23 protein-coding genes are annotated in these 26,303 nt (G+C 61.3%); 10 read left to right on the forward strand and 13 right to left on the reverse strand.

What is annotated here, in order from left to right; translation table 11 throughout:
* Together OZ428_RS16715 and OZ428_RS16720 are read right to left on the reverse strand one after the other, a co-directional pair.
* Positions 1-384 carry a response regulator gene (locus OZ428_RS16715; RefSeq protein ID WP_038848625.1) on the reverse strand — a complete coding sequence of 128 codons (384 nt, stop codon included), beginning with the start codon at positions 382-384 and terminating at the stop codon, positions 1-3.
* A complete protein-coding gene (locus tag OZ428_RS16720; protein WP_269130570.1) occupies positions 369-1,709 on the reverse strand; it encodes a sensor histidine kinase in 1,341 nt (446 codons plus the stop codon). The genes OZ428_RS16715 and OZ428_RS16720 overlap by 16 nt, the downstream gene beginning before the upstream one ends.
* Positions 1,710-1,990: 281 nt before the next feature.
* On the opposite strand from OZ428_RS16720, the gene OZ428_RS16725 reads away from it, so the two are divergent.
* From OZ428_RS16725 to xylB, 5 genes are read left to right on the forward strand one after another with little or no spacing between them, the layout of a single operon-like run.
* Positions 1,991-3,523 carry a sugar ABC transporter ATP-binding protein gene (locus OZ428_RS16725; protein WP_269130571.1) on the forward strand — a complete coding sequence of 511 codons (1,533 nt, stop codon included), beginning with the start codon at positions 1,991-1,993 and terminating at the stop codon, positions 3,521-3,523.
* Complete coding sequence (locus tag OZ428_RS16730) at positions 3,516-4,493, forward strand: ABC transporter permease subunit (protein WP_016975702.1); 978 nt, start codon at positions 3,516-3,518, stop codon at positions 4,491-4,493. Before OZ428_RS16725 ends, OZ428_RS16730 begins: the two co-directional genes overlap by 8 nt.
* Before the next feature lie 29 nt (positions 4,494-4,522).
* Positions 4,523-5,455, forward strand: a complete 933-nt coding sequence (locus OZ428_RS16735) for an ABC transporter substrate-binding protein (protein ID WP_028616135.1) — start codon at positions 4,523-4,525, stop codon at positions 5,453-5,455.
* Between the two features lie 22 nt (positions 5,456-5,477).
* Positions 5,478-6,479 (forward strand): LacI family DNA-binding transcriptional regulator, encoded by a 1,002-nt coding sequence (locus tag OZ428_RS16740; RefSeq protein ID WP_269130572.1) that lies wholly within the window; start codon positions 5,478-5,480, stop codon positions 6,477-6,479.
* A gap of 6 nt (positions 6,480-6,485) precedes the next feature.
* On the forward strand, positions 6,486-7,946 hold the full coding sequence (gene xylB, locus OZ428_RS16745) for a xylulokinase (RefSeq protein ID WP_269130573.1): 1,461 nt from the start codon (positions 6,486-6,488) through the stop codon (positions 7,944-7,946).
* Between the two features lie 82 nt (positions 7,947-8,028).
* Here the strand turns inward: xylB and OZ428_RS16750 are convergent, their stop codons facing one another.
* The gene (locus OZ428_RS16750; RefSeq protein ID WP_269130574.1) at positions 8,029-8,880 is read right to left on the reverse strand and encodes an NmrA family NAD(P)-binding protein; all 852 of its coding nucleotides are present in this window, start codon (positions 8,878-8,880) and stop codon (positions 8,029-8,031) included.
* A 99-nt stretch (positions 8,881-8,979) separates the two neighbouring features.
* Positions 8,980-9,420 carry an Lrp/AsnC family transcriptional regulator gene (locus tag OZ428_RS16755; RefSeq protein WP_269130575.1) on the reverse strand — a complete coding sequence of 147 codons (441 nt, stop codon included), beginning with the start codon at positions 9,418-9,420 and terminating at the stop codon, positions 8,980-8,982.
* Between the two features lie 109 nt (positions 9,421-9,529).
* Here OZ428_RS16755 and OZ428_RS16760 point away from each other — a divergent pair, with 109 nt between their 5' ends.
* Positions 9,530-10,432, forward strand: a complete 903-nt coding sequence (locus tag OZ428_RS16760) for a DMT family transporter (protein WP_269130576.1) — start codon at positions 9,530-9,532, stop codon at positions 10,430-10,432.
* On the opposite strand, the gene OZ428_RS16765 is transcribed toward OZ428_RS16760, so the two are convergent.
* The 3 genes from OZ428_RS16765 to fabF form a co-directional block, all read right to left on the reverse strand.
* Entirely contained in the window at positions 10,410-12,389 is a 1,980-nt protein-coding gene (locus OZ428_RS16765; protein WP_033902198.1) for a peptidase U32 family protein, read from the reverse strand. The two genes, OZ428_RS16760 and OZ428_RS16765, sit on opposite strands and share 23 nt — an antisense overlap.
* Before the next feature lie 70 nt (positions 12,390-12,459).
* The gene (locus OZ428_RS16770; RefSeq protein ID WP_025854722.1) at positions 12,460-12,840 is read right to left on the reverse strand and encodes a RidA family protein; all 381 of its coding nucleotides are present in this window, start codon (positions 12,838-12,840) and stop codon (positions 12,460-12,462) included.
* 65 nt (positions 12,841-12,905) lie between these two features.
* Positions 12,906-14,174 (reverse strand): beta-ketoacyl-ACP synthase II, encoded by a 1,269-nt coding sequence (gene fabF / locus OZ428_RS16775; protein ID WP_269130577.1) that lies wholly within the window; start codon positions 14,172-14,174, stop codon positions 12,906-12,908.
* Positions 14,175-14,281: 107 nt separating this feature from the next.
* On the opposite strand from fabF, the gene OZ428_RS16780 reads away from it, so the two are divergent.
* Entirely contained in the window at positions 14,282-14,764 is a 483-nt protein-coding gene (locus tag OZ428_RS16780) for a winged helix-turn-helix transcriptional regulator (protein ID WP_269130578.1), read from the forward strand.
* On the opposite strand, the gene OZ428_RS16785 is transcribed toward OZ428_RS16780, so the two are convergent.
* Positions 14,765-16,087 carry an OprD family porin gene (locus OZ428_RS16785; RefSeq protein ID WP_269130579.1) on the reverse strand — a complete coding sequence of 441 codons (1,323 nt, stop codon included), beginning with the start codon at positions 16,085-16,087 and terminating at the stop codon, positions 14,765-14,767.
* A 373-nt stretch (positions 16,088-16,460) separates the two neighbouring features.
* Here OZ428_RS16785 and OZ428_RS16790 point away from each other — a divergent pair, with 373 nt between their 5' ends.
* Positions 16,461-17,375, forward strand: coding sequence for a LysR family transcriptional regulator (locus OZ428_RS16790; protein WP_269130580.1), 915 nt, complete (start codon positions 16,461-16,463; stop codon positions 17,373-17,375).
* On the opposite strand, the gene OZ428_RS16795 is transcribed toward OZ428_RS16790, so the two are convergent.
* Positions 17,360-18,133, reverse strand: a complete 774-nt coding sequence (locus tag OZ428_RS16795; protein ID WP_269130581.1) for an SDR family NAD(P)-dependent oxidoreductase — start codon at positions 18,131-18,133, stop codon at positions 17,360-17,362. The genes OZ428_RS16790 and OZ428_RS16795 overlap by 16 nt on opposite strands.
* A 215-nt stretch (positions 18,134-18,348) precedes the next feature.
* Between OZ428_RS16795 and OZ428_RS16800 the strand changes: the two genes are divergently transcribed.
* The gene (locus tag OZ428_RS16800; protein ID WP_269130582.1) at positions 18,349-20,958 is read left to right on the forward strand and encodes a hypothetical protein; all 2,610 of its coding nucleotides are present in this window, start codon (positions 18,349-18,351) and stop codon (positions 20,956-20,958) included.
* A gap of 15 nt (positions 20,959-20,973) precedes the next feature.
* On the opposite strand, the gene OZ428_RS16805 is transcribed toward OZ428_RS16800, so the two are convergent.
* Positions 20,974-22,008 carry a D-cysteine desulfhydrase family protein gene (locus OZ428_RS16805; protein WP_269130583.1) on the reverse strand — a complete coding sequence of 345 codons (1,035 nt, stop codon included), beginning with the start codon at positions 22,006-22,008 and terminating at the stop codon, positions 20,974-20,976.
* 294 nt (positions 22,009-22,302) lie between these two features.
* Between OZ428_RS16805 and OZ428_RS16810 the strand changes: the two genes are divergently transcribed.
* Positions 22,303-23,184, forward strand: coding sequence for a LysR family transcriptional regulator (locus tag OZ428_RS16810; protein WP_038843320.1), 882 nt, complete (start codon positions 22,303-22,305; stop codon positions 23,182-23,184).
* On the opposite strand, the gene OZ428_RS16815 is transcribed toward OZ428_RS16810, so the two are convergent.
* The 3 genes from OZ428_RS16815 to OZ428_RS16825 form a co-directional block, all read right to left on the reverse strand.
* On the reverse strand, positions 23,181-24,884 hold the full coding sequence (locus OZ428_RS16815) for a peptidoglycan D,D-transpeptidase FtsI family protein (RefSeq protein WP_269130584.1): 1,704 nt from the start codon (positions 24,882-24,884) through the stop codon (positions 23,181-23,183). The genes OZ428_RS16810 and OZ428_RS16815 overlap by 4 nt on opposite strands.
* Before the next feature lie 9 nt (positions 24,885-24,893).
* A complete protein-coding gene (locus tag OZ428_RS16820) occupies positions 24,894-25,157 on the reverse strand; it encodes a peptidoglycan-binding domain-containing protein (protein ID WP_269130585.1) in 264 nt (87 codons plus the stop codon).
* A 235-nt stretch (positions 25,158-25,392) separates the two neighbouring features.
* Entirely contained in the window at positions 25,393-26,295 is a 903-nt protein-coding gene (locus tag OZ428_RS16825) for a LysR substrate-binding domain-containing protein (RefSeq protein WP_269130586.1), read from the reverse strand.
* Positions 26,296-26,303 lie beyond the last annotated feature (8 nt).

Here is a 26,303-nt window from a genome sequence, read left to right on the forward strand (position 1 = left end):
TCATCTGAGAGGGTCGTTGTGGGTTTGCAGCAGCGTATCGATCACCTGATACAGCTCCTTGTAACGCAGGGGTTTGATCACATAGGCGTCGCAGCCGGCCAGCCGGGTCTTTTCACGGTCTTCCTTCATCGCCATGGCGGTCAGGGCGATCACCGGAATGTGCGCCGTCAGCGGGTCCTGCTTGAGCAGGGCCGTGGCGGTCAGGCCGTCCATGCCGGGCAGTTGGATATCCATCAGGATCAAGGCCGGTTGCTGTTCGCGGGCCTGGGTCAGGCCGGTCTCGGCATCGGGCGCCCACACGGTTGTATGACCGGCGTTCACCAGCAACAGGCGCGCCAGGCGCATATTGGCTTCATTGTCTTCAACGATCAGGACGTGGGCCATGGAGCCTCCGCCGCGCGGTGCAGTGGCAACCACGCCACAAACCGCGCGCCACAGCCTTCGCGACTGGCCACCGCGACACTGCCGCCGTGCAAGTCCGCCAGTTGCTTGACCATCGCCAACCCCAGGCCCGTGCCTTCGAATTTTCGCGCCAGGCTGCTGTCGATCTGGCTGAAGGCCTTGAACAGCTTGCCCATATCGTCCTCGGCAATGCCGATACCGGTGTCGCTGACGCTCAACTCCAGGAATTGCTGCTGAGGGCTCGCGGGCAAGGCAAAGCGATACACCGGCCAATCGCCGGGAATTTGCCCGACCTGATCGCGAGCCACCTGGCGCACCGTCAGCGTTACCGAACTGCCGTGTTCGCTGAACTTCACCGCGTTGGCCAGCAGGTTGTAGACGATCTGCTTGGTCTTGCGCAGGTCCAGTTCCAGGTGGCCGAGGTCGTCGGGGCATTCCAGTTTCAATTGGATACGTTGCAGCGCGGCCTTTTCCCGCACTATCAGCAAGCTGTTGGCCAAAAGGCCCGCCAGCTCAACGCTTTCCAGCTCCAGTTCCATCATCCCGGCCTCGACCTTGGACAGGTCGAGAATGTCGTTGATCAACGACAGCAAGTGCTGGCCGCTGGTGAAGATGTCACCGATGTACTCGCGCTGGGTCTCGCTCATGTCGCCGACCAGGCCGTCCTTGAGCGCCTCGGAAAAGCCAATCACCGCATTCAACGGCGTGCGCAATTCATGGGACATGGTGGCGAGGAACTCGGACTTCATGTGGCTGGCGTGTTCCAGCTCCAGGTTCTTTTCTCCCAGGGCGCGCTCGAAGCCTTTGCGCTCGGCTTCTTCCTGTTTGCGCGCGGTGTTGTCGGTGCCGATCAGCAGGTAGCCGATGATGGTGTCATGTCGGTTGCGCAGGGCCGTCACCGAGACCATCGCCGAGAGGCGACTGCCGTCCTGGCGGATGTAGGTCAGCTCGTAGATGTCCTCGATACCGCGTGAGGCCTTGAACACCAGGGCTTCGAAACCCGGCGTGATCGGTGTGTCCAACTCAAGGCTCAAGGCAGCGGCGCGGGTGATCAGCTCGACAGGGTCGGAAATATCGGCGGGGGTGATGCGGTTGACTACGTCGGCGGCGGCATAACCGAGCATGCGTTCGGCGCCGACGTTGAAAATCTGGATCACGCCTTTTTCATCGGTGGCGATGCTGGAGAAGTAGGCGCTGTTGAAGATGGCGTCTTGCAGCGCGCCGGTCTTGAGCAGGGTTTTCTGCCGTTTGAACTCGACGATTTTTTCGGCGCGCGATTGCGGCTGTTCGGGTAACGGTGTGTCCATCGCTTGGGCGTTCCGTGACGTTCAGGCCCACCATCGTCAACCGACGAGGGTGCAGAGCATGCTCACAGAAGATCGCTTGGGGGCGATGAGGAGGAGATGAGGTCATTGGACAATAGCAGACAAACGGTAAATTCGATGCTTTGCGTGCCTATTCAATAAATTGGCTTGATGAAACGTTTCTTCATGCAGAAAAACCATGAAGCAAGCGCTTGCGTAAGGAAATGTTTCTACATTAGAGTCGGACCACTGACGACAAAAATAATAAAACCAGGAGCTCATTCATGAGCCTTGAACCCTTGCTTGAAATGCAGGGCATCAGCAAAACCTTCAATGGTTTGCGCGTGCTCAAGAATGTCGGCCTGAAGGTCTACCCCGGCGAAATCCACGCCTTGATGGGGGAGAACGGCGCCGGCAAGTCCACGCTGATGAAAATCCTCTCCGGCGCCTATCAAGCCGACCCCGGCGGTGAAATCCGCATTGCCGGTGAACCCATTACCTGTTTCGACCCCGCCACCGCGAAAACCCTCGGCATTGCCGTTATCTATCAAGAATTGAGCCTGTGCCCCAACCTGAGCGTGGCCGAGAACATCTACCTGGGCCGCGAACTGCGGCGTGGCTGGACCATCGACCGCAAGGGCATGGAGGCGGGGTGCATCGAGGTGCTGCAACGTCTCGGCGCCGAGTTCAAACCCGCCACACGGGTCAGCAGCCTGTCGATTGCCGAGCGCCAGTTGGTGGAGATCGCCCGCGCCCTGCATGCCCACGCCAAGCTCCTGGTGATGGACGAGCCGACCACGCCGTTGTCATCCCGCGAGACCGACCGGTTGTTCGCGCTGATCAAGCAACTGCGCACCCAAGGCCTGGCGATCATCTATATCAGCCACCGCATGGCCGAGATCTACGAGCTGTCGGACCGTGTTTCGGTGCTGCGCGACGGCCAATACATCGGTGAACTGACCCGCGACGCGCTGTCGGCCGAAGTGCTGGTAAAAATGATGGTGGGCCGCGACCTGTCAGGCTTCTACAAAAAGGAACACGCCGCCTACAACCCCGGCAACCTGGTGATGCGCGTGCGCGACATGGCCGACGGCAAGCGCGTGCGCCATTGCAGCTTCGACCTGCATGCCGGTGAAGTGCTGGGCATTGCCGGGCTGGTCGGAGCAGGGCGCACCGAGCTGGCGCGGCTGATCTTTGCCGCCGACCCACGCACTTCGGGCACCTTGGAAGTGGTCGGCAAGACCGTCACCCAACTGCGCACCCCGGCGGACGCGATCCGTGCCGGCGTGGTCTACCTCACCGAAGACCGCAAGGCCCAGGGCCTGTTCCTCGACATGAGCGTGGCGGACAACATCAACGTCTGCGCCTGTGTGCCGGATGCGCATGCCGGTGGCGTGCTGGATCGCGGGCATGCCTTGCAGCGCTCGAATGACGCGATTAAGTCGCTGTCGATTCGCGTGGCGTCGGGCAAGGTGAATGTCGGCGCGCTGTCCGGTGGCAATCAGCAGAAGGTGTTGCTGGCGCGACTGCTGGAGGTCAAGCCGCACGTGCTGATCCTCGACGAGCCTACGCGTGGCGTCGACATCGGCTCCAAATCCGAGATCTACCGCATCATCAATCAATTGGCCCAGGCCGGTGTCGGCATCGTGGTGATCTCCAGCGAGCTGCCGGAAATCATCGGCACCTGCGACCGTGTGCTGATCATGCGCGAAGGCCAGCTCGTCGCTGAAGTCGGCGGCGCCTCCGGCCAGGCTATTTCCCAGGAACGCATTATTGACCTCGCCACCGGTGGCGATCAGGTGGTTGCCCATGGCTGAGTTGAATATCGCGACAATCGGTAAAGCAGAACGCGCACGCGAGTTGATGCGCACGGTGGGCATGTTGCCGGTGCTGATCCTGCTGCTGGTGGGTTTTGCCCTGGCCAGCGAGAACTTCCTGACGGTGCAGAACCTGTCGATCATCACCCAGCAGGCGTCGGTGAATGTGGTGCTGGCGGCGGGCATGACCTTTGTGATCCTCACTGCCGGTATCGACTTGTCGGTGGGCGCGATCCTGGCTGCTTCAGCCGTGGTGGCGTTGCAGGCATCGATGTCGCCGCAGTTCGGCATGTTCGGGATTGCTGCCGGTATCGGCTTTGGCCTGCTGCTGGGGTTGGTCAACGGCGGCTTGATCGCCTTCATGCGCCTGCCGCCGTTTATCGTCACTCTCGGCGCACTGACGGCCATGCGCGGGCTGGCGCGTTTGCTGGCAGATGACAAGACCGTATTCAACCCGGACCTGCCGTTTGCCTTTATCGGCAATGACTCAGTGCTCGGCGTGCCCTGGCTGGTGATCATTGCCGTGGCCGTGGTGGCGCTGTCGTGGTTCATCCTGCGCCGCACGGTGATGGGCGTGCAGATCTACTCGGTGGGTGGTAACCCGGAAGCGGCGCGCTTGTCGGGGATCAAGGTGTGGAAAGTGCTGCTGTTCGTCTACGCCATGTCCGGTGCGCTGGCCGGATTGGGCGCAGTGATGAGCGCTTCGCGGTTGTTTGCCGCCAATGGCCTGCAACTGGGGCAATCCTATGAGCTGGATGCGATTGCAGCAGTCATTCTCGGTGGCACCAGTTTTACCGGCGGCGTCGGCACCATCGGCGGCACGTTGATCGGTGCGCTGATCATCGCCGTGCTCACCAACGGCCTGGTGCTGCTGGGTGTGTCGGATATCTGGCAATACATCATCAAGGGCATCGTGATCATTGGCGCGGTGGCGCTGGATCGTTATCGCCAGTCCGGTGCGCGGACCTGATTCCTACAACAATCACAAGAGAGACCCGCATGAACCTTAAACGTATCTTTCCCGTCATTGCCTTGGCTGCCCTGATGTCCCAAGCCGTCGAAGCCCGTGAGTTGAAGGCCCTCGGTATCAGTATGGGCTCGCTGGGCAACCCGTATTTCGTGACCCTGGCCGACGGTGCAACGGCGCGGGCCAAGGAGCTGAACCCCAACGTCAAGGTGACTTCGGTGTCGGCTGACTACGACCTGAGCAAGCAGTTTTCGCAGATCGACAATTTCATTTCGTCCAAGGTCGACCTGATCCTGATCAACGCCGTCGACCCCTCCGCCATGGCCTCGGCGATCAAGAAAGCCCGCGATGCCGGCATCGTAGTCGTCGCCGTGGATGTGGACGCCAAGGGCGTGAACGCGACCGTGCAGACCGACAACGTCGAAGCCGGCAAGCTGGCCTGCCAGTACCTGGTGGACAAACTCTCCGGCAAAGGCAACGTGATCATCCAGAACGGCCCGCAAGTCACCGCCGTGACTGACCGCGTCAAAGGCTGCAAGGCCGCGCTGGCCGCTGCGCCGGACATCAAGGTGCTGTCCGACGACCAGGACGGCAAAGGCTCCCGCGAAGGTGGCTTGAACGTGATGCAGGGTTACCTCACACGCTTTCCGAAAATCGACGGCCTGTTCGCGATCAACGACCCGCAAGCCATCGGCAGCGACTTGGCCGCCAAGCAGCTCAAGCGCAGCGGCATTATCATCACCTCGGTCGACGGGGCGCCGGATATCGAGAATGCCTTGAAGACCGAGACGCAGATCCAGGCGTCGTCCAGCCAGGACCCGTGGGCCATGGCGCAGACCGCCGTCAATGTGGGCAATGACATTCTCAATGACAAAGCCCCGGCCGAAGCGGTTACCCTGCTCACGCCCAAACTGATCACCCGTGACAACGTCGCGACGTACAGCGGTTGGTCGAGCAAACATTGATCCACTGAGAAGGAACAGCGTCGTGGTCACCATGGATGACGTGGCAAGCAGGGCGGGGGTGTCGACGTCGACGGTGTCCCACGTGTTGAACGGCACCCGCAAGGTCAGCCCGGCCACCGTACTGGCGGTGCAGCAGGCGATCCAGGCGTTGGGCTATATCCCCAACACCCTGGCGCGCTCGCTGGCCCGGTCGAGCACCAACACGATTGGCGTGGCGATCTCGGCGTTGTCCAACCACTATTTCAGCGAAACGGTGCACGCGATTGAAACCGCGTGCGCCCAGCACGGCTACATGATGCTGTTTGTCGACACCCATGATGATCCGGAGCAGGAACTGCGGGTCGTCACGGCGCTGCATCATCGGCGGGTGGATGGGATTGTGCTGGCGCCTTCAAACGGCTCAAAGGCCCTGGATTATCTGCGCACCAACGAAATTCCAGCGGTGCTGGTGGACCGCATGATGAGTGAAGACTTCGACCAGGTTGGGGTGGAGAATGCCCAGCCTACCCAGGCGCTGGTTGAACACCTGATCGGCCATGGTCATCGGCGGATCGGCTTTATCGCAGGTCGCGAGGGGTTCAGCACCACTGATGAACGTGTCGCTGGTTACCGCGCCGCATTGCAGGGGGCGGGGCTGGTGTTTGATCCGGAGCTGCTGGTCAATGGCGGCTCCAACACTGAGCCGGCGCGCCAGGCCACGGTGCAGTTGCTGGGCTTGGCGGCACCGCCGACGGCGATCATGGCCGGTAACAATCTGATGACCCTGGGGGCCATGCAGGCCCTGCGTGACGCGCAGATCGACGTGCCAGCGCAGATGGCGCTGGTGGGTTTTGATGATTTCGACTGGGCGGATTTTTTCGTGCCGCGCCTCACATTGATCGCGCAGCCGGTGCAGGCACTCGGTGTCCAAGCGGTGAACCTGTTGTTACAACGCATGGCATCGCCCCACGCGCCGACCCAGAGCCTGCGCTTGGCGCCGACCCTGCAATGGCGTCATTCATGTGGCTGTAATGGAGTGGAATGACCCCGTATGAGCAATCCCGTTTCCCTCGGCATCGACCTCGGCACCTCGGAACTCAAGGCCATCCTCATGGACCTCGACGGTACGGTGCTGGCCCATGCCGGCGTGCGCTTGAGCGTGTCGCGGCGTCATAGCGGCTGGTCCGAGCAAGACCCGCAGGATTGGTGGCAGGCCTGTTTGCAAGCGCTGGCCCAGTTGCGCACACATGAGGCATTTGCGCGTGTGGCCTGTATTGGCCTGTCCGGGCAGATGCACGGCGCGGTGTTGTTGGGGGCGGATGATCGGGTGTTGTACCCGGCGATTCTGTGGGATGACTCCCGTGCGGTCGCCGAGGCCGAGCAGTTGGGCCCGGAATTCTCCGGCATCACCGGCAGCTTGCCGATGGCCGGGCTGACGGCGCCGAAATTGCTGTGGCTGCAACACCATGAACCTGTAGTGTTCAGGGCCATTGACTGTGTGCTGTCACCCAAGGACTACCTGCGGTTGCGCCTGAGTGGCGAGCGCATCAGTGAGATGTCGGATGCTGCCGGCACGTTATGGCTGGATGTGGCACGACGCGCGTGGTTCGCTCCCATGCTGCGCGCTACGGGACTTGCGCCGGAGCAAATGCCCCGGTTGATCGAAGGCGGTGCCGCGAGCGCTTGTTTGACGGCGATGGACCTTGGGTTGTCGGCTGACGTCGTGATCGCTGGCGGCGGTGGCGACAACCCGGTGGCGGCTGTTGGTATCGGTGCGATCAATGCTGGCGACGGCTTCATCACCCTCGGCACCAGCGCAGCCATCGTCGCAATCACCGGCCACGCCGCCGGCAACCCGGCCAGCGCCGTGCACAGTTTCTGCCATGCGCTGCCGAACCGTTGGTACACCATGGGCGCCATGCTCGCCGGGGCCAGTTGCCTACGCTGGGTCACACGGCTGACGGGCACTGCGGATGAACAGGCGTTGCTTGACCAGGTGCAGGCGCAATTACCGATCGAACAACCCGTGCCACTCAGCACGCCTTTGTTTCTGCCGTACCTTGCCGGAGAACGCACCCCCCACAACGACCCACTGCTGCGCGGCGGTTTCATGGGCCTGGGCCACGACTGCACACCCGCGATGCTGGGTTATGCCGTGATGGAAGGCGTGGGTTTCGGTTTGCTGGATGCGCTGCGCGCCGTGCAATCGGCCGGCGCCGATATAGGGGCCTGCGCCTTGGTGGGTGGCGGGGCGCGCAGCGAGTATTGGGCGCAGTTGCTGGCCAACATCCTGCAACGGGAGATCTTTACGTTGCACGGCAGTGAGTTGAGCGCCTGCATCGGCGCGGCGAAGCTGGGCTTTCTGTCGATCGGGCAGGGGGAAGATTTGTTGCAGGCGGGGATGGCGGTGAAGGCGCGATATTTTCCGGATGCCAAGCAGCAGGTGGTACTGGAAGTGCGTTACCGCAAGTTCCAAGGCTTGCTTGCTGCGGCAAAAGCGCTGCATGACTGACGGCTGCCGCTTCCTGTGGCGAGCGGGCTCGCCACAGGAAACCTGCTCACCACAACAAGCCTGCTCACCACAGAAAACCTGTTTATTTATTCATCAGCTCGCGCAATACGGTTTGTAACGGCGTCGCCCCTTTAAGCACCTGATCATGCTCAAAACAAATCCACCCTTCATTGAACCCATCCACCATGCGCATGCGCGGCAATGGGTTCTGCGCACCTTGCGAACGTAGCAGCGCTTCCCAGGTATCCCGCTCAACCACCTCGGCATGCACGTCGCGGCCCAGCAATTGCGTCAGGGTGCGGGCGATGTCGTTGGGGCTCACCCATTGGCCTTCCAGTTCCACCACACGCTGGCCGGCCCAGTTCTGTTGCAGCAACTGTGCCGCTACGCTGCCGATATCCGCCGTGGCGATCATCGGCACAGCTTTGTCCAGCGGTTGCAGGAAGCTGTGGATCACGCCGGTGTCGCGGGCTGAGATCACGTCGTACAGCGAGTTCTCCATGAACCACGCCGGGCGCAGGAAGGTGACGGGGATGTCGAGGGCGCTGAGGGCTTGCTCCATCAAGGTGCGCTGGGTCAGCAGGTTGACCTGCTCAGCCTGGGCGCCGATGGTCGACAGGCACAGCACTTTCGGCGGTGCGGCGGCTTGCAGGGCCTGGCTGACCGCGCTGATCACGGCGCGGGCCTCGGGGAAGCCGGGGTGCGGATCAAAGCCTGGCGGCGGCAGGATGAACACGCCGGTCGCGCCTGTGAATGCAGCCGTCAGCGCTTGAGCATCTTCCATCTCTGCAAACATGACTTCGCAGCCCAGGTCAGCCCAGTAGGCTGCCTTGCCTGCATCGCGCACCACCGCGCGCACCGGCTGACCCGCCTTGATCAGATTATGCGCCAGAGCGCCGCCGACTTTGCCTGTGATTCCCGTAATGACGTACATGAGCGTTCTACCTGTTGTTCCAAAGAGTGGCGCCAGGATAAACAGCGCTCAGTCATGACGGAATGCTCGCTCAGGCATTGCGCTAGTGACTCAAAATCACTAATCCCCCAGCGGCGGCAGGCGGCGTTTCACCGGGGTTTTCTTGACGATGGCAGTGTTGGTTTCGGCGTAGGCATTCAGCTTGTCGAGCAGGCTGTCCAGATGATCCATGGTGCGCACATGCAGGCGTGCGATGAAGCAGTCTTCGCCGGTCACCTTGTCGCATTCGGTGAATTCGGGAATCGCCTGGATCTGCCGTTCCACCTCATGCAATTTGCCGGGCAGGGGGCGGATGCGCACGATGGCTTGCAGCAGGTAGCCGAAATGCTTGGGGTCGATGTTGACGGTGTAGTGGGTCAGCACGCCGCGCTCTTCAAGACGGCGCAGGCGCTCGCCGACACTGGGCGAGGACAGCCCGGTAATGCCGGCCAGGGCCTTGAGGGACAGGCGCGAGTCGTCCATCAAAGCCGCGATGAGTTGCTGGTCGATGGTGTCAATCATGGTGTCTACCTAATAAGTAAAGGTAATCCAGTGGTTTTGCCTTTTTTAGGCGCTGGAGCCACTTCCAAGCAGATTGCCATAATTGAGCCTCACTTGAGGAGCTTCAATCATGGACACATCCATCCGTCGCGGGTCGTGGGAAATGATCGCCGCCATGCTGATCTCGGGCACCATTGGCTGGTTTGTATTGGTGTCTGGCGTGTCGGTGATCGAAGTGGTGTTCTGGCGTTGCGTGATCGGCGGGCTGACGCTGTTGCTGGTCTGCGCACTGCTGGGTTACTTGCGCCTGGACCTGCTGAGCTGGACCAAGCTGGGCCTGGCGATGCTCAGCGGCGTGGCGATTGTCGGCAATTGGTTGCTGCTGTTCGAATCCTATTCCCGTGCGTCGATTGCCATCAGCACGGCGGTGTACAACGTGCAGCCGTTCATGTTGGTGATGCTGGCGGCGGTGTTCCTGGGAGAAAAGATCACCGCGCAGAAACTGACGTGGCTGGGCGTGGCGTTCCTGGGGATGCTCGCGATTGTCACCGCCCATGGCGATCAACCGACCGGCGACGATTACCTGGTCGGCATCGCCCTGGCGCTGGGCGCGGCCTTTCTGTACGCGATTGCGGCGCTGATCATCAAGCGTCTAAAAGAAGTGCCGCCGCATTTGATGGCGTTGATCCAGGTGACCACCGGCGCGCTGTTACTCGCGCCGATGGTGCCTTGGAACAGTCTGCCGGCCACCCCCAATGCCTGGACGGCACTGGTGACGCTGGGTGTGGTGCACACCGGCTTGATGTACGTGTTGTTGTACGGCGCGATCCAGAAACTGCCCACGGCCATTACCGGCGCGCTGTCGTTCATCTACCCGATTGCGGCGATCTTCGTCGATTGGATCGCCTTCGGGCATCGTCTGGGCTGGCTGCAATGGCTGGGTGTGGCGGCGATTCTGCTGGCGGCGGCGGGGTTGCAGCGGGGCTGGTGGTGGCCCCGCTCCCAGAGCGTCAGTGCGTACCCTGGAAAATGATGTTTTCCGGGTTGAAATGCTCCACTGCGCTGCCCGGCTGCGGCAAGCCAAGGATGTGGCCCTTGATCTTGCCCACCACGTGCATCTCGCACGGCTTGCAGTCGAACTTCAGGGTCAGCACTTCATCGCCGTGAATCAGTTGCATCGGCGCGACCTTGGTCTTCACGCCCGTGACACCCTTGGCCTGTTTAGGGCACAGGTTGAACGAGAAGCGCAGGCAGTGCTTGGTGATCATCACCGGCACTTCGCCGGTTTCTTCATGGGCTTCGAAGGCGGCGTCGATCAGCTTCACGCCGTGACGGTAATAGAAATCACGGGCTTTCTGGTTGTAGACGTTGGCCAGGAACGACAGATGCGCTTCCGGATAGACCGGCGGCGGGGTGGTTTCGGCTTTGCGTCCACCACGCGGGTGAGCGGCCACACGGGCAGCGGTCAGCGCTTCGATCACTTCGCGGCGCAAGGCCTTGAGCTGTGAGTTGGGGATGAAGAACGCCTGCGGCGCATCCAGTTGGATGTTGGTCGCGTGGTATTCGGTGGTGCCCAGTTGGCCGAGCAGGTCGCGCAGGGTGTCCAGCGCCTGTTCCGGCTTGTTGGCCACGCCGAACGGGCCGGGCAGGGTGACGCTGGCGCTGATGCCTTCTTCGCTTGTAGCGGTGACTTCCAACTGTTCTTCACGCAGGCGCGCGGCCCAGGTCAGGCCGATACGGCGTTCGGATGAGGTCTTGAGCAGCGCCTGTTGCCAGTTGTGGTCCAGGTTACGGTTCAGCGGATGATTCGGCCGCAACTGGTGCAGGCCGGCCGGCATTTCATTCGGCTCGACGCGGTAGCGGTAGCGCTTCTCGCCGTCTTCCTCGAACTCGCCCTTAGGCTCGGCGATGTTGGCACGGAAACCCACCACTTCGCGCTTGATCAGCACGTTCAGGCCATCGCCATTGGACAGCGGCTCATGGGTGACCACTTGCAAGTCACGCTTGCCGGCTTTTTCCACCACACCCACCGGCAGGCCGGTGAACGTTGGGGTGTCGAAGGCGCCGATGTCGACCTTGCGATCGGTAACAAAATAGTCGGTGCTGCCACGGTGGAAGGTTTTTTCCGGGTCCGGCAGGAAGAAGTGCGCGGTGCGGCCGCTGGAGGCGCGCGCCAGGTCCGGGCGGTCTTCAAGCACGTCATCCAGGCGCTGGCGGTAATAGGCGGTGATGTTCTTCACATAGCCCATGTCCTTGTAACGGCCTTCGATCTTGAACGAACGCACGCCGGCTTCGACCAGTGCGCGAATGTTGGCGCTCTGGTTGTTGTCTTTCATCGACAAAAGGTGCTTTTCAAAGGCCACGACGCGGCCCTGGTCATCTTTCAAGGTGTACGGCAGGCGGCAGGCCTGGGAGCAATCGCCCCGGTTGGCGCTGCGGCCGTTCTGTGCGTGAGAGATGTTGCACTGCCCGGAGAACGCCACGCACAAGGCGCCGTGGATGAAGAATTCGATGGCGGCATCGGTTTCATCGGCGATGGCACGGATTTCCTGCAGGTTCAGCTCACGGGCCAATACCAGCTGCGAGAAACCAGCCTGGTCGAGAAACTTGGCGCGGCCCAGGGTACGAATGTCGGTCTGGGTGCTTGCGTGCAGCTCGATGGGCGGAATATCCAGCTCCATCACGCCCAGGTCTTGCACGATCAACGCGTCGACGCCGGCGTCGTAGAGCTGATGGATCAGCTTGCGCGCGGGTTCCAGTTCGTTGTCATGCAGGATGGTGTTGATGGTGGTGAAGACGCGCGCGTGGTAACGGCGGGCGAATTCCACCAGGGACGCGATATCGCTCACGTCGTTACAGGCGTTATGGCGCGCGCCGAAGCTCGGGCCGCCAATGTACACGGCGTCGGCGCCGTGCAGGATCGCCTCGCGCGCGATGGCGACATCGCGGGCAGGGCTGAGCAATTCCAGGTGATGCTTGGGCAAGGACATAGTTTTTTTAGTCAGGCTTGTCACGGTTGAGGCGCGCATTGTAGCTGTGAAATGCCTGACCGGCACCCACTCAGGCTTGAGCGGCCATCGCGGTGACTTCCACGCGCATGCCCTCTACCGCCAACGCGGCAACGCCAACCGCCGCACGCACGGGCCAGGGCTTGGCAAAGAAGCGTTTGTAGACCTCGTTGAAGGCCGCGCGATCAGCCATATCCGTCAGATAAATGGTCAGGTGCATCACCCGGTCCATGGAGCTGCCGGCCTTTTCCAGGGCGACTTTCAAGGCTTGCAGGGTGCATTCGCTTTGCAGGGTGATATCGCCCAGCTCCAGGCTGCCATCGGCGCGGGTCGGGATCTGGGTGGACACCAGGATGCCGTTGAAGCCGATCACATCCGAAGAAATCGAGTCGGCATCGGGATCCGGGGTGTAGTGCAGGTCGTGGTTGGCCATGGGCGCCTCTCATTGGCAGGTTCAGAAAGGCGCCCATGGTCCCCGAAAAATACCGCAGGGGCAAACTACGCCCAGCGGCGGAACAACACGCTGGCATTCACGCCGCCAAAGCCGAAGCCGTTGGACAGCGCGTATTCAATCGGCATCGGCCGGGCTGCGCCGCGCAGCAGGTCCAGGCCGTCCGCCAGCACGTCGGGGTTTTGCAGGTTGAGGGTGACCGGGGCGACCTGATCGCGCAGGGCAAGTACGGTGAAGATGGCTTCGATACCGCCCGCAGCGCCCAACAGGTGCCCGGTAGCGGACTTGGTCGAACTGATCGCCGGGCTGCCGTTAGCACCGAATACCGTCCTGATCGCGGCCAGTTCGCCTTTGTCGCCTACCGGTGTGGAAGTCGCGTGAGCGTTCAAGTACTGCACCTGGGCTGCCTCGATTCCGGCCTGACGCAAGGCTTGCTGCATGGCGCGTCGCGCACCGTCGCCGTCTTCCGGGCCGGCCGTCATGTGGTAGGCATCGGCACTGGTGCCGTAGCCCACCAACTCCGCAATGGGCTGTGCGCCACGTGCCAGGGCATGCTCCAGTTCTTCGATAACGAGGATGCCGGCACCTTCGCCCATGACAAAACCGTCGCGCGCCTGATCGAATGGCCGCGAAGCCAATTCAGGCGTGCCGTTGAAGTCACTGGACAGCGCCCGCGCCGCCGCAAAACCCGCCAGGCTGACCCGATGAATCGCCGCTTCCGCGCCGCCGCACACCGCCACATCGACTTCACCGGCACGAATCATTCGCGCCGCATCACCGATAGCCTGCACCCCCGCGGCACAGGCCGTCACCGGCGCGCCCAACGGGCCTTTCAAGGCGTAATTGATCGACACATGCCCGGCGGCCATGTTGCTCAAGAAGGATGGGATGGTAAACGGGGACAATCGGCGCGGGCCTTTGCTGTCAGTGGTGCGTACTGCATCGGCAATCGCCGGGAAACCGCCAACACCCGACGCAATGATGGTCGCCGTGCGTTCCTGTTGTTCCACTGTGTCCGGCGCCCAACTAGCCTGTTTCAAGGCTTCATCCGCCGCCGCCAGCGCGAACAGGATAAAGCGGTCCATCTTGCGTTGTTCCTTGGCCGCCAGCAGGCGGTCCGGGTCAAATCCGGCTTCAGGATCCTGGATAGCGCTCTGCACCTGGCCACCGATGCTGACCGCCAAATCCCCGATCAACTCTTCCGGCAGGCGACGGATTCCCGATTGCCCGGCCAACAGGCGGCGCCAGGTGGATTCCACGTCAGCGCCCAACGGCGTCAGCGCGCCCATGCCTGTCACAACGATGCGTTTACTCATGATCAATCGACTCCGGTTGCGGTGAGGGAACAGACCCTATGGACGTCACTATCATCATGAAAGTAACATGGCGTCACACACATTTGCACTGACCCACAGGAAACGCCATGCAACGCAAGTCCCTCATCAGCGACGAATGCCCGATCGCCCGCAGCCTTGAGCGGGTAGGGGAGTGGTGGAGCATTCTGATCATGCGCGACGCCTTGCACGGCCTGCGCCGCTTCGACGAGTTCTCGCGCAGCCTGGGTATCGCGCCGAATATGCTGACGCGGCGTCTGAATGGCCTGGTGGAGGCGGGAATGTTGGAGCGTCGGCCCTACAGCGAGCGACCGCCACGCTACGAATATGTGCCGACGGCCAAGGGTGAGGACTTCAGCGTGGTGCTGATGTCGCTGGTGGCCTGGGGCAACCGGCATTTCGCAGAAGAAGGTCACAGTGTGGAAGTAGTAGAGCGTGCGACCGGGTTGCCGGTGCAGCCGGCGATGGCGAATGCCGCAGGCCAGTGTGTGCCGTTGGACCAGTGCACGATCCAAGCCGGTCCAGCCGCCAGCGCAGGGATGCGCCAGCGGTTGGGGGCGATGCCGGAATGATTAGAGCAAGGTGAACGGATAGTCGACGATCAGCCGCAACTCATTCAGGTCACCATCACGTTGGTCGGCGTTCGATGCCACGATCGCATCGCGGACACGCAACGACAGGTTTTTCGCCGGGCCACTCTGGATCACGTACTTGGCCTCCAGGTCGGTTTCGTGGTGCGCGCCGTCGGCGCCGTAGTCGCCCACATAGGCGCTGTGATCCGGTGTATGGGTGCCATTGATGTCCGAGCCGTTGATGTAGCGGCCCATGAAGCTCAGCCCTGGCACGCCATAACTGGCCATGTTCAAGTCATACCGAATGCCCCAGGACTGTTCGCCCGGCCCGTTGAAGTCCCCCCACTGCACCGAGTTGGCCAGGTACACCGAATCGCCGCCTTCGCCCGCGCCGTTGTTGCCGGTGCCGATGTAGTCAAACGGCGTGTCGCCATGCACTTTCTGGAACGACAGCGTCAACGTGTGCGCCTGCAGGAACGAGTACGCTGCTGCCAGCGAGTAGGTGGTGTTGTTGATCGCGCCGGCCTTGGCGCTGCCAGTATCGAGGGTGCGATAGAGGTTGCCGTCCAGCGCGAGTGACTGGTCATGGGCCAGCGGGATCACGTAGTTGAGGTTGGTGTAGTACTGGCGCCAGATGTCTTCCAGTTCGCCGGCGTAGACGGTCGCGCTCAGGGACGGGCTGAAGGTGTATTTGCCACCGACGAAACTGGCACTGTTGGCGGCGATATTGGCGTAGGTCGCGTAGATATCGTGGTCATGGTTGCTGGTCATGCCACTGTTGGTGCTGGTGAAGTGTCCGGCTTCCAGGTCCAGGCCGGCGATTTCACTGCTGGTCAGGTCGAAACCGGTGGCGGTCTGCGGCAACAGGCGGGTGCCGCCGGTGGCGAAGACCGGGGCGGTGGGTTGCATGTCACCGAATTTCAGTTGGGTCTTGGAGACTTTGATCTTCACCGCCGCACCCACGGAGCCGTAGGCGTCTTCGGGGTCGCCATGGCGGTCGGTCGGCAGGTTGCCGGTGCCGGCGTCCGCGTGGGTGGCGTCCAGTTTCAGCCCGCCGTAGGCGTAGGCATCCACGCCGAAGCCGAGGGTGCCCTGGGTGAAGCCCGAGGCGTAGTTGAGCATCGCGCCCTGGGTCCAGTCGATGTTATCGGCCCGGCCACCTTCGCGATTACGGTTCATGTAGTAGTTGCGCAACAACCCGGTGACGCTGCTGCCTTCGATAAACCCCTTGGAGTCCGCCTGGTCGGTGACCGTTTCGGCAAACGCCAGTTGACTGATACCGGCACACACCGCCAGTGCTAACAGGCTCGACTGTTTAATCATGTTGTAACTTCCCCGGAAGAATGAACGCGCGCACAAAAACACCGCACTGATTGGAGGGTGCATAAAGGTGTATGGGCAGATGTTTGCAGGTGAGCTGTTACGGTTTTTTATTGTGTTCGGCGTGGTTGCCGAGCTTGATTCTAAGCCCAGTCTGCGGGGCCTGCAGCGGGTCAATGGATGAAACTCGATTAATTAAACTTCACTATTTTTAATCGACTGCGGGTGTAGCGTGGACGCTGTCTTAGCCGCTCTGCTTCGACAAAATCCTTTGGTTGCCGCCGCAGATTCTGCGGCGGATTTTTTTGCGTGGCCGGGTTAGTTGAACTCACCTATGCTGCGCGACACCATTGGCATCCACCCTTCGAGACGCTGCATGAGCCTGAAATCCACCCACCTGCCGGCCTTGATCGCGTTCGAATGCGTGGCCCGTCATATGAACTTCGCGCGGGCGGCGGCCGAGATGGAGGTCACGCCCACGGCGATGTCCAAGACCATCAAGCAGCTCGAAGCGCAATTGGGCGTGCGCCTGTTCAACCGCACCACGCGCAGCGTGGCGTTGACCGAGTCGGGCAGCCAATTGCTCGACACCTTGGCCCCGGCCCTGGAGCAGATCCGCTTCTCGGTGCAGCAGGTACACGACACCGCCAGCCGCCCGTATGGCGCGTTGAAAATCAACAGCTCCTACGTGGCCTACGCCTCGCTGATCGAACCGCATGTGGCGGCGTTTCTCGCGCAGTACCCGGACATCAGCCTGGATATCGCCCTGGACAATGGCTTGAGCGACATCATCGGCGCAGGCTTCGACGCCGGTATCCGCCTGGGCCAGGCCTTGCAGCGTGACATGATTGCTGTGCCGCTGGGGGCATCGCAGCCGATGGTGGCCGTGGCCACGCCGGAGTACCTGGCACGCTCGGCGCCGTTGAACACACCTGAAGACCTGCTGGCCCACGACTGCATCCATCAGCGTTTGAGCAGTCGCGGGCCGCTGATGGATTGGACGTTTCGCATCGGCAAGGCCAATGTCGAGCTCCAGGTGAAGGGACGCCTGGTGCTGGATGAGATGCGCACCACCTTGTCGGCGGCGCGCCTGGGGTGTGGCGTGGCCCTGGTGTTCCGGCCGTTTGCCCAGGCGGACATCGCCAGCGGCGCGTTGGTCGCGTTGCTGGAAAAATACGCGGCGCCCGCCGAGACCTTCCATCTGTATTACGCCAACCGTGCGCAAATGCCCGGAAAGCTCCGGGCATTTATCGACTTCTTCCAGGCGCGTAACCGTCAGGCCACCGAGTAGCCGCCGTCGGCCAGCAGGGCGTGACCGGACACGTAGCTGGCATCTTCCGAGCCCAAGAACGCCACGACCGTCGCCATCTCTTCAGCCGTGCCGAAACGACTGGCCGGCGTGCTGGCGGCGAACGCCTGCTGGGCTTCCACCGACGGCCAGATCCCGCGATGGTGGAAGGGCGTTTCGATCAGCCCTGGGCACAGCGCATTCACCCGTACCCCTTGCTTGAACCACTCAATGGATGCGGTCTTGGTCATGCCCACCACGGCGTGCTTGGTGCCGATATACAGCGCGGCATTCTCGAAACCGATCACGCCGCCCATGGACGCATTATTGATGATGCTGCCAAAGCCCTGCTCCAGCATCACCTTGGCCTCGTACTTCATGCAGTTGAAGACGCCGCGCACATTGGGTTCGAACACCAGGTCGAAGCGCGCATTGTCCTGCTCGATCAGCGGCGCGAACACGCCTTCGGTGCCGGCATTGTTAAAGGCGATGTCCAACTGGCCGTAGGTGTCCACGGCAAACTGGACCATGGCAATGATGTCGGCTTCGCGGGTTACGTCGACCACGATGGAGGAAGCGATACCGCCCTGGGCGGTGATCTCGGCAACCACCTCGTCCAGCTCACTCTGGCGGCGGGCAGCGGCAACGATCTTTGCGCCGCGTTGAGCCAGGACAACGGCGGCCGCACGGCCAATGCCAGAGCTGGCGCCGGTGATCAGCGCGACTTTGCCTTCAAGCTGGCGGGGAGTGGATAAGGTCATGGAAAGCTCCGTTTGTGTGCTGCGCAAGGCGGTGTGCTTGCGCTATGGGCACAGGTTACGGTGAGGGATTGCCTTCGATAATCCACGCAAACACAAACGAGTTATGCGCTTGAAGTTCATAATTGCCTGGGATGTGCCGATCGTCCGCATGTCACAAGACTGTTGCACTCACCCTTCAATAATCCCTGTCCCCACGCCCAAACAGGAGATAGGTGATGCAGGTCAATCCGGTCGACAGCAAACCCACCGCAGGCGCCAACGCGAATTGGAACAAAGCGGTATCCAGGGCGGTAGACAATCAACCGGGCGACAATGGTCTCGGCCCTGACACCCGACGCCCAAGCGGGGACTTTCGTTCTGCCCAGCAGATCATCGACGACAACCCGTTGCTGAAAAACCTCGGCAACCAGAGCGGTGTGAAGGACAAGCTGCGCGAGCGCGTCGGTGATTTCGAACATGACCCAGACGCCGCCTACCGCGCCAGCCGCGTGCTGGAACACATCGAGAAACTCGACGAGAACGGCAAGCCGACAGTCAAGCGCGCCGAACTCAATGACGCTGGCAATGGGCGTATCGACGGGTTCACCAAAGGCGGCGATGCCCGCCACGGGACAGAGGCCGGGCGCCTGCAGGACTTTGGCAAATACGGCTGGGACACGCTCAAGGGCGAACTGCCGCAACCCAAGCCGAAAACGCCGCCCAAGGGTGACGCACCGTCCAACCACCTGCCACTGCCAGGCGAAGGCCGGCCGATGGGCGATACCCGCAGCGCACAACAGATCATCGATGACAACCCGCTGCTGAAAAACCTCGGCAATCAGAGCGGGGTCAAGGACAAGCTGCGCGAGCGTGTCGGTGATTTCGAACACGACCCCGATGCCGCCTGGCGTGCCGCCCAAGTACTCAACTATGTCGAGAACTACGACGAAACCGGCAAGCACATCGACGGCGGTGACGTCGGCAACGGCCGCATCGACGGTTTCACCAAGGACGGTGAAGCCCGCCATGGGACCGAGGCGGGCCGTCTGCAGGACTTTGGCAAGTACGGCTACGAGAACCTCAAGGGCCTGGACGGTAACAGTGCCGACGACCAGATCAAGGACCTCAACGCCAAGGCCACGGAAGACGCGGTGAAGGCGGCTGGAGGGGACGCGTCCAAGGTCGGCGCCGACTATTTCACCACCGGCAAGACCAGCGCCAGCGGCGCCGATAAAGTCGCTGCGATCATCCAGCTGTCCACAGGCTTGGCCAACTACAAGGCCGGGGCGGATGCCTTCGCCCACCAGGGGCCGGATGCCGCCAAAGAGTGGTCAGGCGAGGGCAAGTCCCCAGGCGAGCAACGCGAAGACTTCATCAAAGACGTGCAAAGCCGCATCGACACGCTGAGCAAGGACCCGGACGTACAACAATTCCTCAACACCCAGGGCACCGCGCAACTGCAGAAAGTGGTCGCCGCCGACCCGGCACTCAAAGCGGAAATGGAGCGGCGCCTGGAAGCCTCATCCAGCACCGATGCCTTGGAGAGTGCCTTCGCCGCCAAGGGCGCCAGCACCACCGACGCACTGTCGAGTTTTATCAAGTACCCGGACTTCTACGCCCAGGCCCTGGGCAAGCAGCCGGACTACAAAAAGGCCTTGGACAACGCGCCGCAGGCGATCAAGGACAAGGTCCAGGCCGAGTACGCACACATCACGTCCGGCAAGGAAATGTCCGACCTGATTGCCAGTGGCATGCCGGCCGACAAGGCGGTGATCCAGTCCGGGGTGAACAAGGTGATCTTCGACGCGGTGCTCGATGACAAGACCGTGCAAGCCGGCACCTCGACGTTCAACGACGCTGCCGCCAAGCTGGGTCGCGAGGACTTGCTCAAGGGCCAGACCATCGATGACTTCTACCGTGGCCTGGGTGTCAGCGGCGCCAATGATCCGCGCCTGGAACAGGTGATCAACGACAACATTGCCGCGTTCACGCCTCCGGGAGAAGCTCCGCCGAAGACCGCCGATATCATCAGCGGTATCCGCGCGGTGGACGATGCGATGCGTGGCGGCGCCAAGTTCGACGATGCGATCAAGAAAGTCCAACTGAGTTGGGGCGGTAACCTCCCGTCCGGGGTCAGCGATGCGTATAAAACCGGGGTGATGCACGGCGTGTCCGGCGTGTTGCTCGCCGGGGCTATCGGCACGCGTATCGCCAGCGGTAAGGGCGGCAGCACGGCGCAGACGGTGGGCCAGTCATTCCAGGCGGCGGGTCTGTTCCTGGAGGGCGGCGCCAAGTTTGTCCAGGATCAGTTCGACCGCACCAAACAAGGCACCTACAAGTTTGACGCGCCCAAGTACGTGAAAGACGTGGAAAACATCGGCAAGAGCCTGGGCGGCGTGGCGGGTAACGTGCTCGGCCTGGTGACCGGGGCGATTTCTGCGAAGAACTCCGCCCAGAGTGGTGACAAGGTCGGCGCAGGCTTCCAGGGCACCTTTGCCGGGCTCAATGGCCTGTCGGCGGTGGCGGGCGCAGTAGAAGTGGCCACGTACGTGGTGCCGCGAATCACGACCGTGGCGGCAGGTGTCGCCGAAGCCGCAGGTGTTATCGGCGGTGCCGCAGGCGCCTTGGCCGGTGCCGTGGGCGGTATTGCTGCAGTCGGCGGGCTGATCTACGCGATCATTGCCGACATCAAGGCCGACAATGCACGCAAGAAACAGCAAGAGGATTGGTACACCGGGCTCAAGGACCAATTGGATGATTTTGGCGTTACACCGCCGCCCTTGGACGTGATCATCGCGCCGAAGAACGGCTATATCGAGGTGGGCAACCCCAGCGCCAACTACTGACCGACGGAAGGGCGCTCACGCCTGGGTCAATGCCGCGCGGTAGGCAAACAACCCAGGCGTGCCCCCCGTCATGACGAACAACACATTGTCGCCACGGCGAAAACGACCTTGGCGCAGGTCGGCCAACAACCCGGCATACGCCTTGCCGGAGTACACAGGGTCCACCAGCAAGCCCTCAAAACGGGCCATCAGGTGCACGGCGTCCACCATGGCCTCAGTGGGCACGCCGTAACCTTCGCCCAGTTGACCGCCGTCGACATGGATAACCGCTGCGTCGAGGTCGGCCTTGCTGCCGAGCAAGGCCAGCGTCTCCAGGGTCAATTGCAAGGTTCGGTGGGTACTGGTCTGTTGATCATGGAGTACGGAAAACGACTTGACGATGGAAGCGCCCCTGCCCAGTAGCTCAAAGCCTGCAGAGAGCCCCGCGTGGGTGCCAGAGCTGCCGTTGGCCACCACTACTTGAGTAAAGGCGAGATCGAGTGACGCTTCCTGGCGAACGATTTCCGCAGCGCAGCGCGCATAACCCAGGCTGCCTGCCGCCGTCGACCCTCCGGTTGGAAGCACCAAGACCTTGCGGCCTTGTTCGCGCAGGTGTGCCGCCCTGGCCTCGGCCCCGGCCAACGCGTCAGCGCCCTTGTCCAACACGTGCATTTGGGCACCAAACAGCTGGTCCAGCAGCACGTTGCCGTTGAGCTCATACTCGAGTTCCGTCTTGGGCACCGAGCGTGTGAGTACCAATTCGCAGGCGATTCCCAGCCTTGCGCAGACGGCCGCGGTCAAGCGTGCATGGTTCGACTGAATACCGCCCACGGTGATAATCGTGTCAACGCCTTGTGCAAGCGCAGCCCCCAGGTGAAATTCCAGCTTGCGCAGCTTGTTGCCACCACCGCCGATGAGCATGTGGTCATCACGCTTGAGGAACAGGCCAATGCCTTGTTCGACCAAGCCCAAGTGCTGTTCCAACCGAGACGCCCGTTGAATCGGGGTGGGGCCTTGCAGCAGGTCGGCCTTGGGAAAGGCGCTGAGTGCGGTATCCAGTAGGGTTTGCATGGGGAAAGCCTCGTCGCTCAGGGTGATGACGGATGACTCTATGCATAAACACGCCAGCAATAAATGGACCGGCCGTTTGCTGTCTACTAACCTGAGGTTAGCAATCTAGCCTTTGCGCTTCACAGTAGAAAAGTAGCGTGAGTTAGTAATAGTCGAACCCGAAGTACTTAATACGCCGTTATCTAACTTATAAAGTTATCGCTCCGATAGTGAGTGTTGACGAACTTAACAAGCGTGCGTATTTTTCTGCGGCCTTGTTGTTAGCGTCGTTTTTTAAGGTGTGAAGATTCGCTCATGAGCAAACTCAGGCAGATGGAAGTATTTGTGGCAGTGGTCGAAGCCGGAAGTTTTGCCGACGCTGCTTTATTGGTGGGCATGTCCGCTGTCATGGTAGGCCGCCACATTCAAAGCCTGGAAACCACACTCAATACCAAATTGATTCAAAGAACAACGCGACGTCAATCGGTGACGGGCGAGGGCCGGCTGTTTTACGAGGAAGCCAAACTCGCGTTGGAGCAGGTCAAGTATGCCTACAGCCTGGTCGAGGCCTCCACCGGCAAGCCCAGCGGGTTGTTGCGCATCACCGCGCCCATGACCTTGGGGGTTTCCCTGGTGGCGCCGTTGGTCTCGGACTTTATGCGCGCTTACCCGGACATCCAGATCGAGTTGATCCTGAGCAACGAGGTCATGGACCTGTACGAAAGCTCATTCGATATAGGCTTCAGGATTTCCGAACTGATCGAAGCCAATCTGATTGCCAAGCCGCTTCCGCCTTATCGCATGGTGATCTGTGCGGCGCCTCAGTACCTCCAGGCGCGGCAAACACCCACCACGCCCGAGGATTTGCGTACGCACGATATTCTGACGCACACCTCCTGGAGCAACACATTTGCCTGGTCGCTGAAAAGCGGCGATGCGGAGTTTCCCTGGCCAGAGCGCGCAGTGCTCAAGAGCAATGACGGCCAGGTGTTGCTCCAGGCCGCCATTGCAGGTAACGGCATACTGATGCAGCCCGACTTTCTGGTCGCCAATGCCGTTAAAGACGGCAAGCTGGTCAGCATCATGGAGGCATTTTTGCCTGAGCCCAAGCCGGTACAAATTGTGTACCCGCGCCAGAAAAAGTCCCTGCCCAAGTTGGCGGCTTTTGTCGACTTCGTCATGGCCCGCCTGGGCTAACGCGTGTTCTCGCCCAGGTTGTCAGGCGGGATGTTGTACATCCGCAAAGCTTCTGCCATGACCCGACTGAACACCGGAGCCGCTACCAGCCCGCCAAAATAGCCGTTTTTGCGTGGGTTATCGATGACCACCACAATGGCAAACCGAGGATCCTGCACGGGCGCAAAACCCGCGAAGACGGAGCGGTAGGCGTTCGCTGTGTAGCCCTTTACGCCGGCACTGGTTTTGCGCGCCGTGCCGCTTTTACCGGCCACATGGTAGCCAGGCACCTTGGCCCGGAATATGCCCTTGGGGGCTTCGATGACTTGTTGCAGCATGTGCTTGAGGGTATCCGCAACGGTGGCTGGAATCACCTGGACGGAGGCGGGCGCCGAGGACCGCCGAAGCAGGGTGATCGGCACGCTTTTGCCACCGTCCGCGAGGATCGCGTAGGCCTTGGCCAATTGGACGGCCGTGACAGATAACCCATACCCATATGAAAGCGTCGCGGTCTCGGCCGGGCGCCACTCCCGGTAGTTGGGCAAGTTGCCGGCCCGCTCACCGGGAAAACCCAGCCCGGTTTCCTGCCCCAGGCCGACACGGCGCATCAGGTCGAAGACCTTTTCACCGCCGATATCGAATGCCACTTTGCTCATTCCCACGTTGCTCGAGCGGATCAGGATGCCGGTCATGTCCAGCACCGGGCCCTGGGTCCTGGACAGGTCTCGGATCGTATACCGGCCGATCTTGAGGATCCCCGAACCGACCTCGACGGTATCGGTAGGCTTCCAGCGCCCGGACTCCAGCGCAGCGCTCATGGAAAAGGGCTTCATCGTCGAGGCGGGTTCAAACACATCAATCAAGGCCCTGTTGCGCATCATCACCGGTTGGAGATGGCTTCGGTTGTTGGGGTTGTAGGTGGGGTAATTGACCATCGCCAGCACCTCCCCGGTGCGGACATCCATGATGACCACGCTGCCGGCGAAGGCATCATTGGCGCTGATGGCGTCCTGAAGCTCCCGGTTTGCCATGTATTGCAAGCGCAGATCCAGCGACAACGCCAGGTCTTGCCCTGGCCTTGCCGGCTTGGCGGTACCCAGGTCGCGGATGAGGCTGCCACGTCGGTCCTTCAGGACTTGCTGGCGTCCCGCAACCCCTTTCAACACATTGTCGAACGCCAATTCGATGCCTTCGCTGCCTTTGTCGTCGAGGTCGGTGAACCCCACGACATGGGCGGTCAGAGCACCTGCCGGATAGAAACGACGGGATTCCTCCAGGCTGTATACGCCGGGGATGTGGTTGTCATGGACCCCGTGGGTGATCGCGTCGGCTTTGTCCGGTGGTAGGCGCCGGCTCAGGTAAACAAACTCTTTATGCGCGTTTTTTTCCAGGAACGCGGCCAGCCGGGGTTCAGGTATCTCCAGCAGCGCCGCCAGCAACGGCCATTTGTCTTGCGCAATGGCAAGCTCCCGGGCATTGGCCCAAAAGGAAATGACGGGGGTACTGACAGCCAGCGGTTCGCCATTTCTGTCAGTGATCAGGCCGCGCTGCGCGGGGAGTGGGAGATGGCGCAGGCTGCGGGCGTCCCCTTGTTTTATCAGGAACTGCCGGTTGATGACCTGCAAATCGAGGATGCGCCAGGAGATCAAAGCGACCAGCGCTGCAAAGAGTGAGATGACTACTCGAAAGCGCCAGGGGAATTCAGTGACAGACAGGTTCATAGAAATGGCTTACTGGCTAAACCATTCAGGTGTGTCGATATTGAGTTTTTCCAGGGTGGCGGAGTTAATGCTGCCGGTGATATTCAACTCCAGGTCCATTTGAAACAGGAACAGCGCGGTTTCGGTCTCCTGCCCGACGATGCCATCGATCTCCCCGGTGTAATACTCCCGCTCGGCCAGGGCCTTTTGTACGCAAACAACCAAGGCAATGCCCTGGCGTGAGGCCAGCGTATCAGACAGTAAGTAAGGGGCCGTGTAATACGGCTGTTGCATGTTCTTCTTTAATGAATCGGCAACGTTATACAGCCCATAGGCAGGGACAGGTGCCTGGGAGGCCTGAGTGCATGTCGCAACTAACAAACACCCAGACAGTACAGCGCCGTGAACCCTAACCTTGTTGCATATCCTATTCACGGTACTGCCTCGTTGCGTTGATTTGAAAGCGTGTATCGGTTTTACGATACAGCAGGGATACACGCTAAAAAACGCAGCACGGGTACTTTTTGAATTAACCGTTGGTTTGGAATGAGTGCGAGATAAAACGGCGGCGCCTGCCAATGTCCTTGACGGACTCGACCAAGGCCCTGAGGGGGCCTTCGGCTTTGTCGTAAAAGGCATAGAATCGTGCGCAGGCCAGGGGCGGTAGACCTTCAGCTGCCCCCAGCTCTTTAATACCTTCGCGCAGTTGGCTACGGGCCAAGGGTGCAACGGCAAAGCCGGCCAGGGCGGCGGAAATGCACCCGGCCATGCTGCTGCTCTCGAATGCCAGCCGCCAAGGTCGCCCTGCACCCGACAATGCGCGGATGGCGGCTTCACGATACACGCAGGGCTCCGGGAATACCGCCAGTGGAACAGGGCTGTCGTCAGTGAGTACGGCCTTTGAATTGAACGCCCACACCAGCGGTTCTTCCCACAGCAGATCGCCTTCATCCGTCACTCGGCTGCACTGTTTGCCGAACACCACATCGAGTTTGCCTTGCTGCTGCTGTTGCAGTAGATCGGAGGTGATGCCGACTTTCATTTCAATGGCCGTGCGCGGAAAACTGCGCCCGAAGGCTTGCAGTACCTCGGCCAACCACGTGCCTGCGAAGTCCTCGGAAGAGCCAACACGGATTCGGCCCTCGACATGCGAGCCGCGCAACTTTGCGCGAAACTCCCGTTCCAGCGAGGTGATGTTTCGCGCATAGGTGTAGAGCAATTCTCCCTCGGGGGTCAGCGCCAGACGGCGGGTTGTCCGGGTCAGCAGCCGGACCCCGACGTCGTCCTCCAGGCGCTTGATATGGCCACTGACCGCCGAAGGCGTGATGGCCAGCACCTCCGCTGCTGAGGCGAAACTGCTTGAATCGACCACCGTCAAAAAGGTCCGCAGCAGGGAGAGATCCAGGGAAACGGCGGGATTGTCCAGGCTCACGGCATTCA

It is taken from the genome of Pseudomonas sp. GXZC (assembly GCF_026967615.1).
Lineage (GTDB): Bacteria > Pseudomonadota > Gammaproteobacteria > Pseudomonadales > Pseudomonadaceae > Aquipseudomonas > Aquipseudomonas azotoformans_A.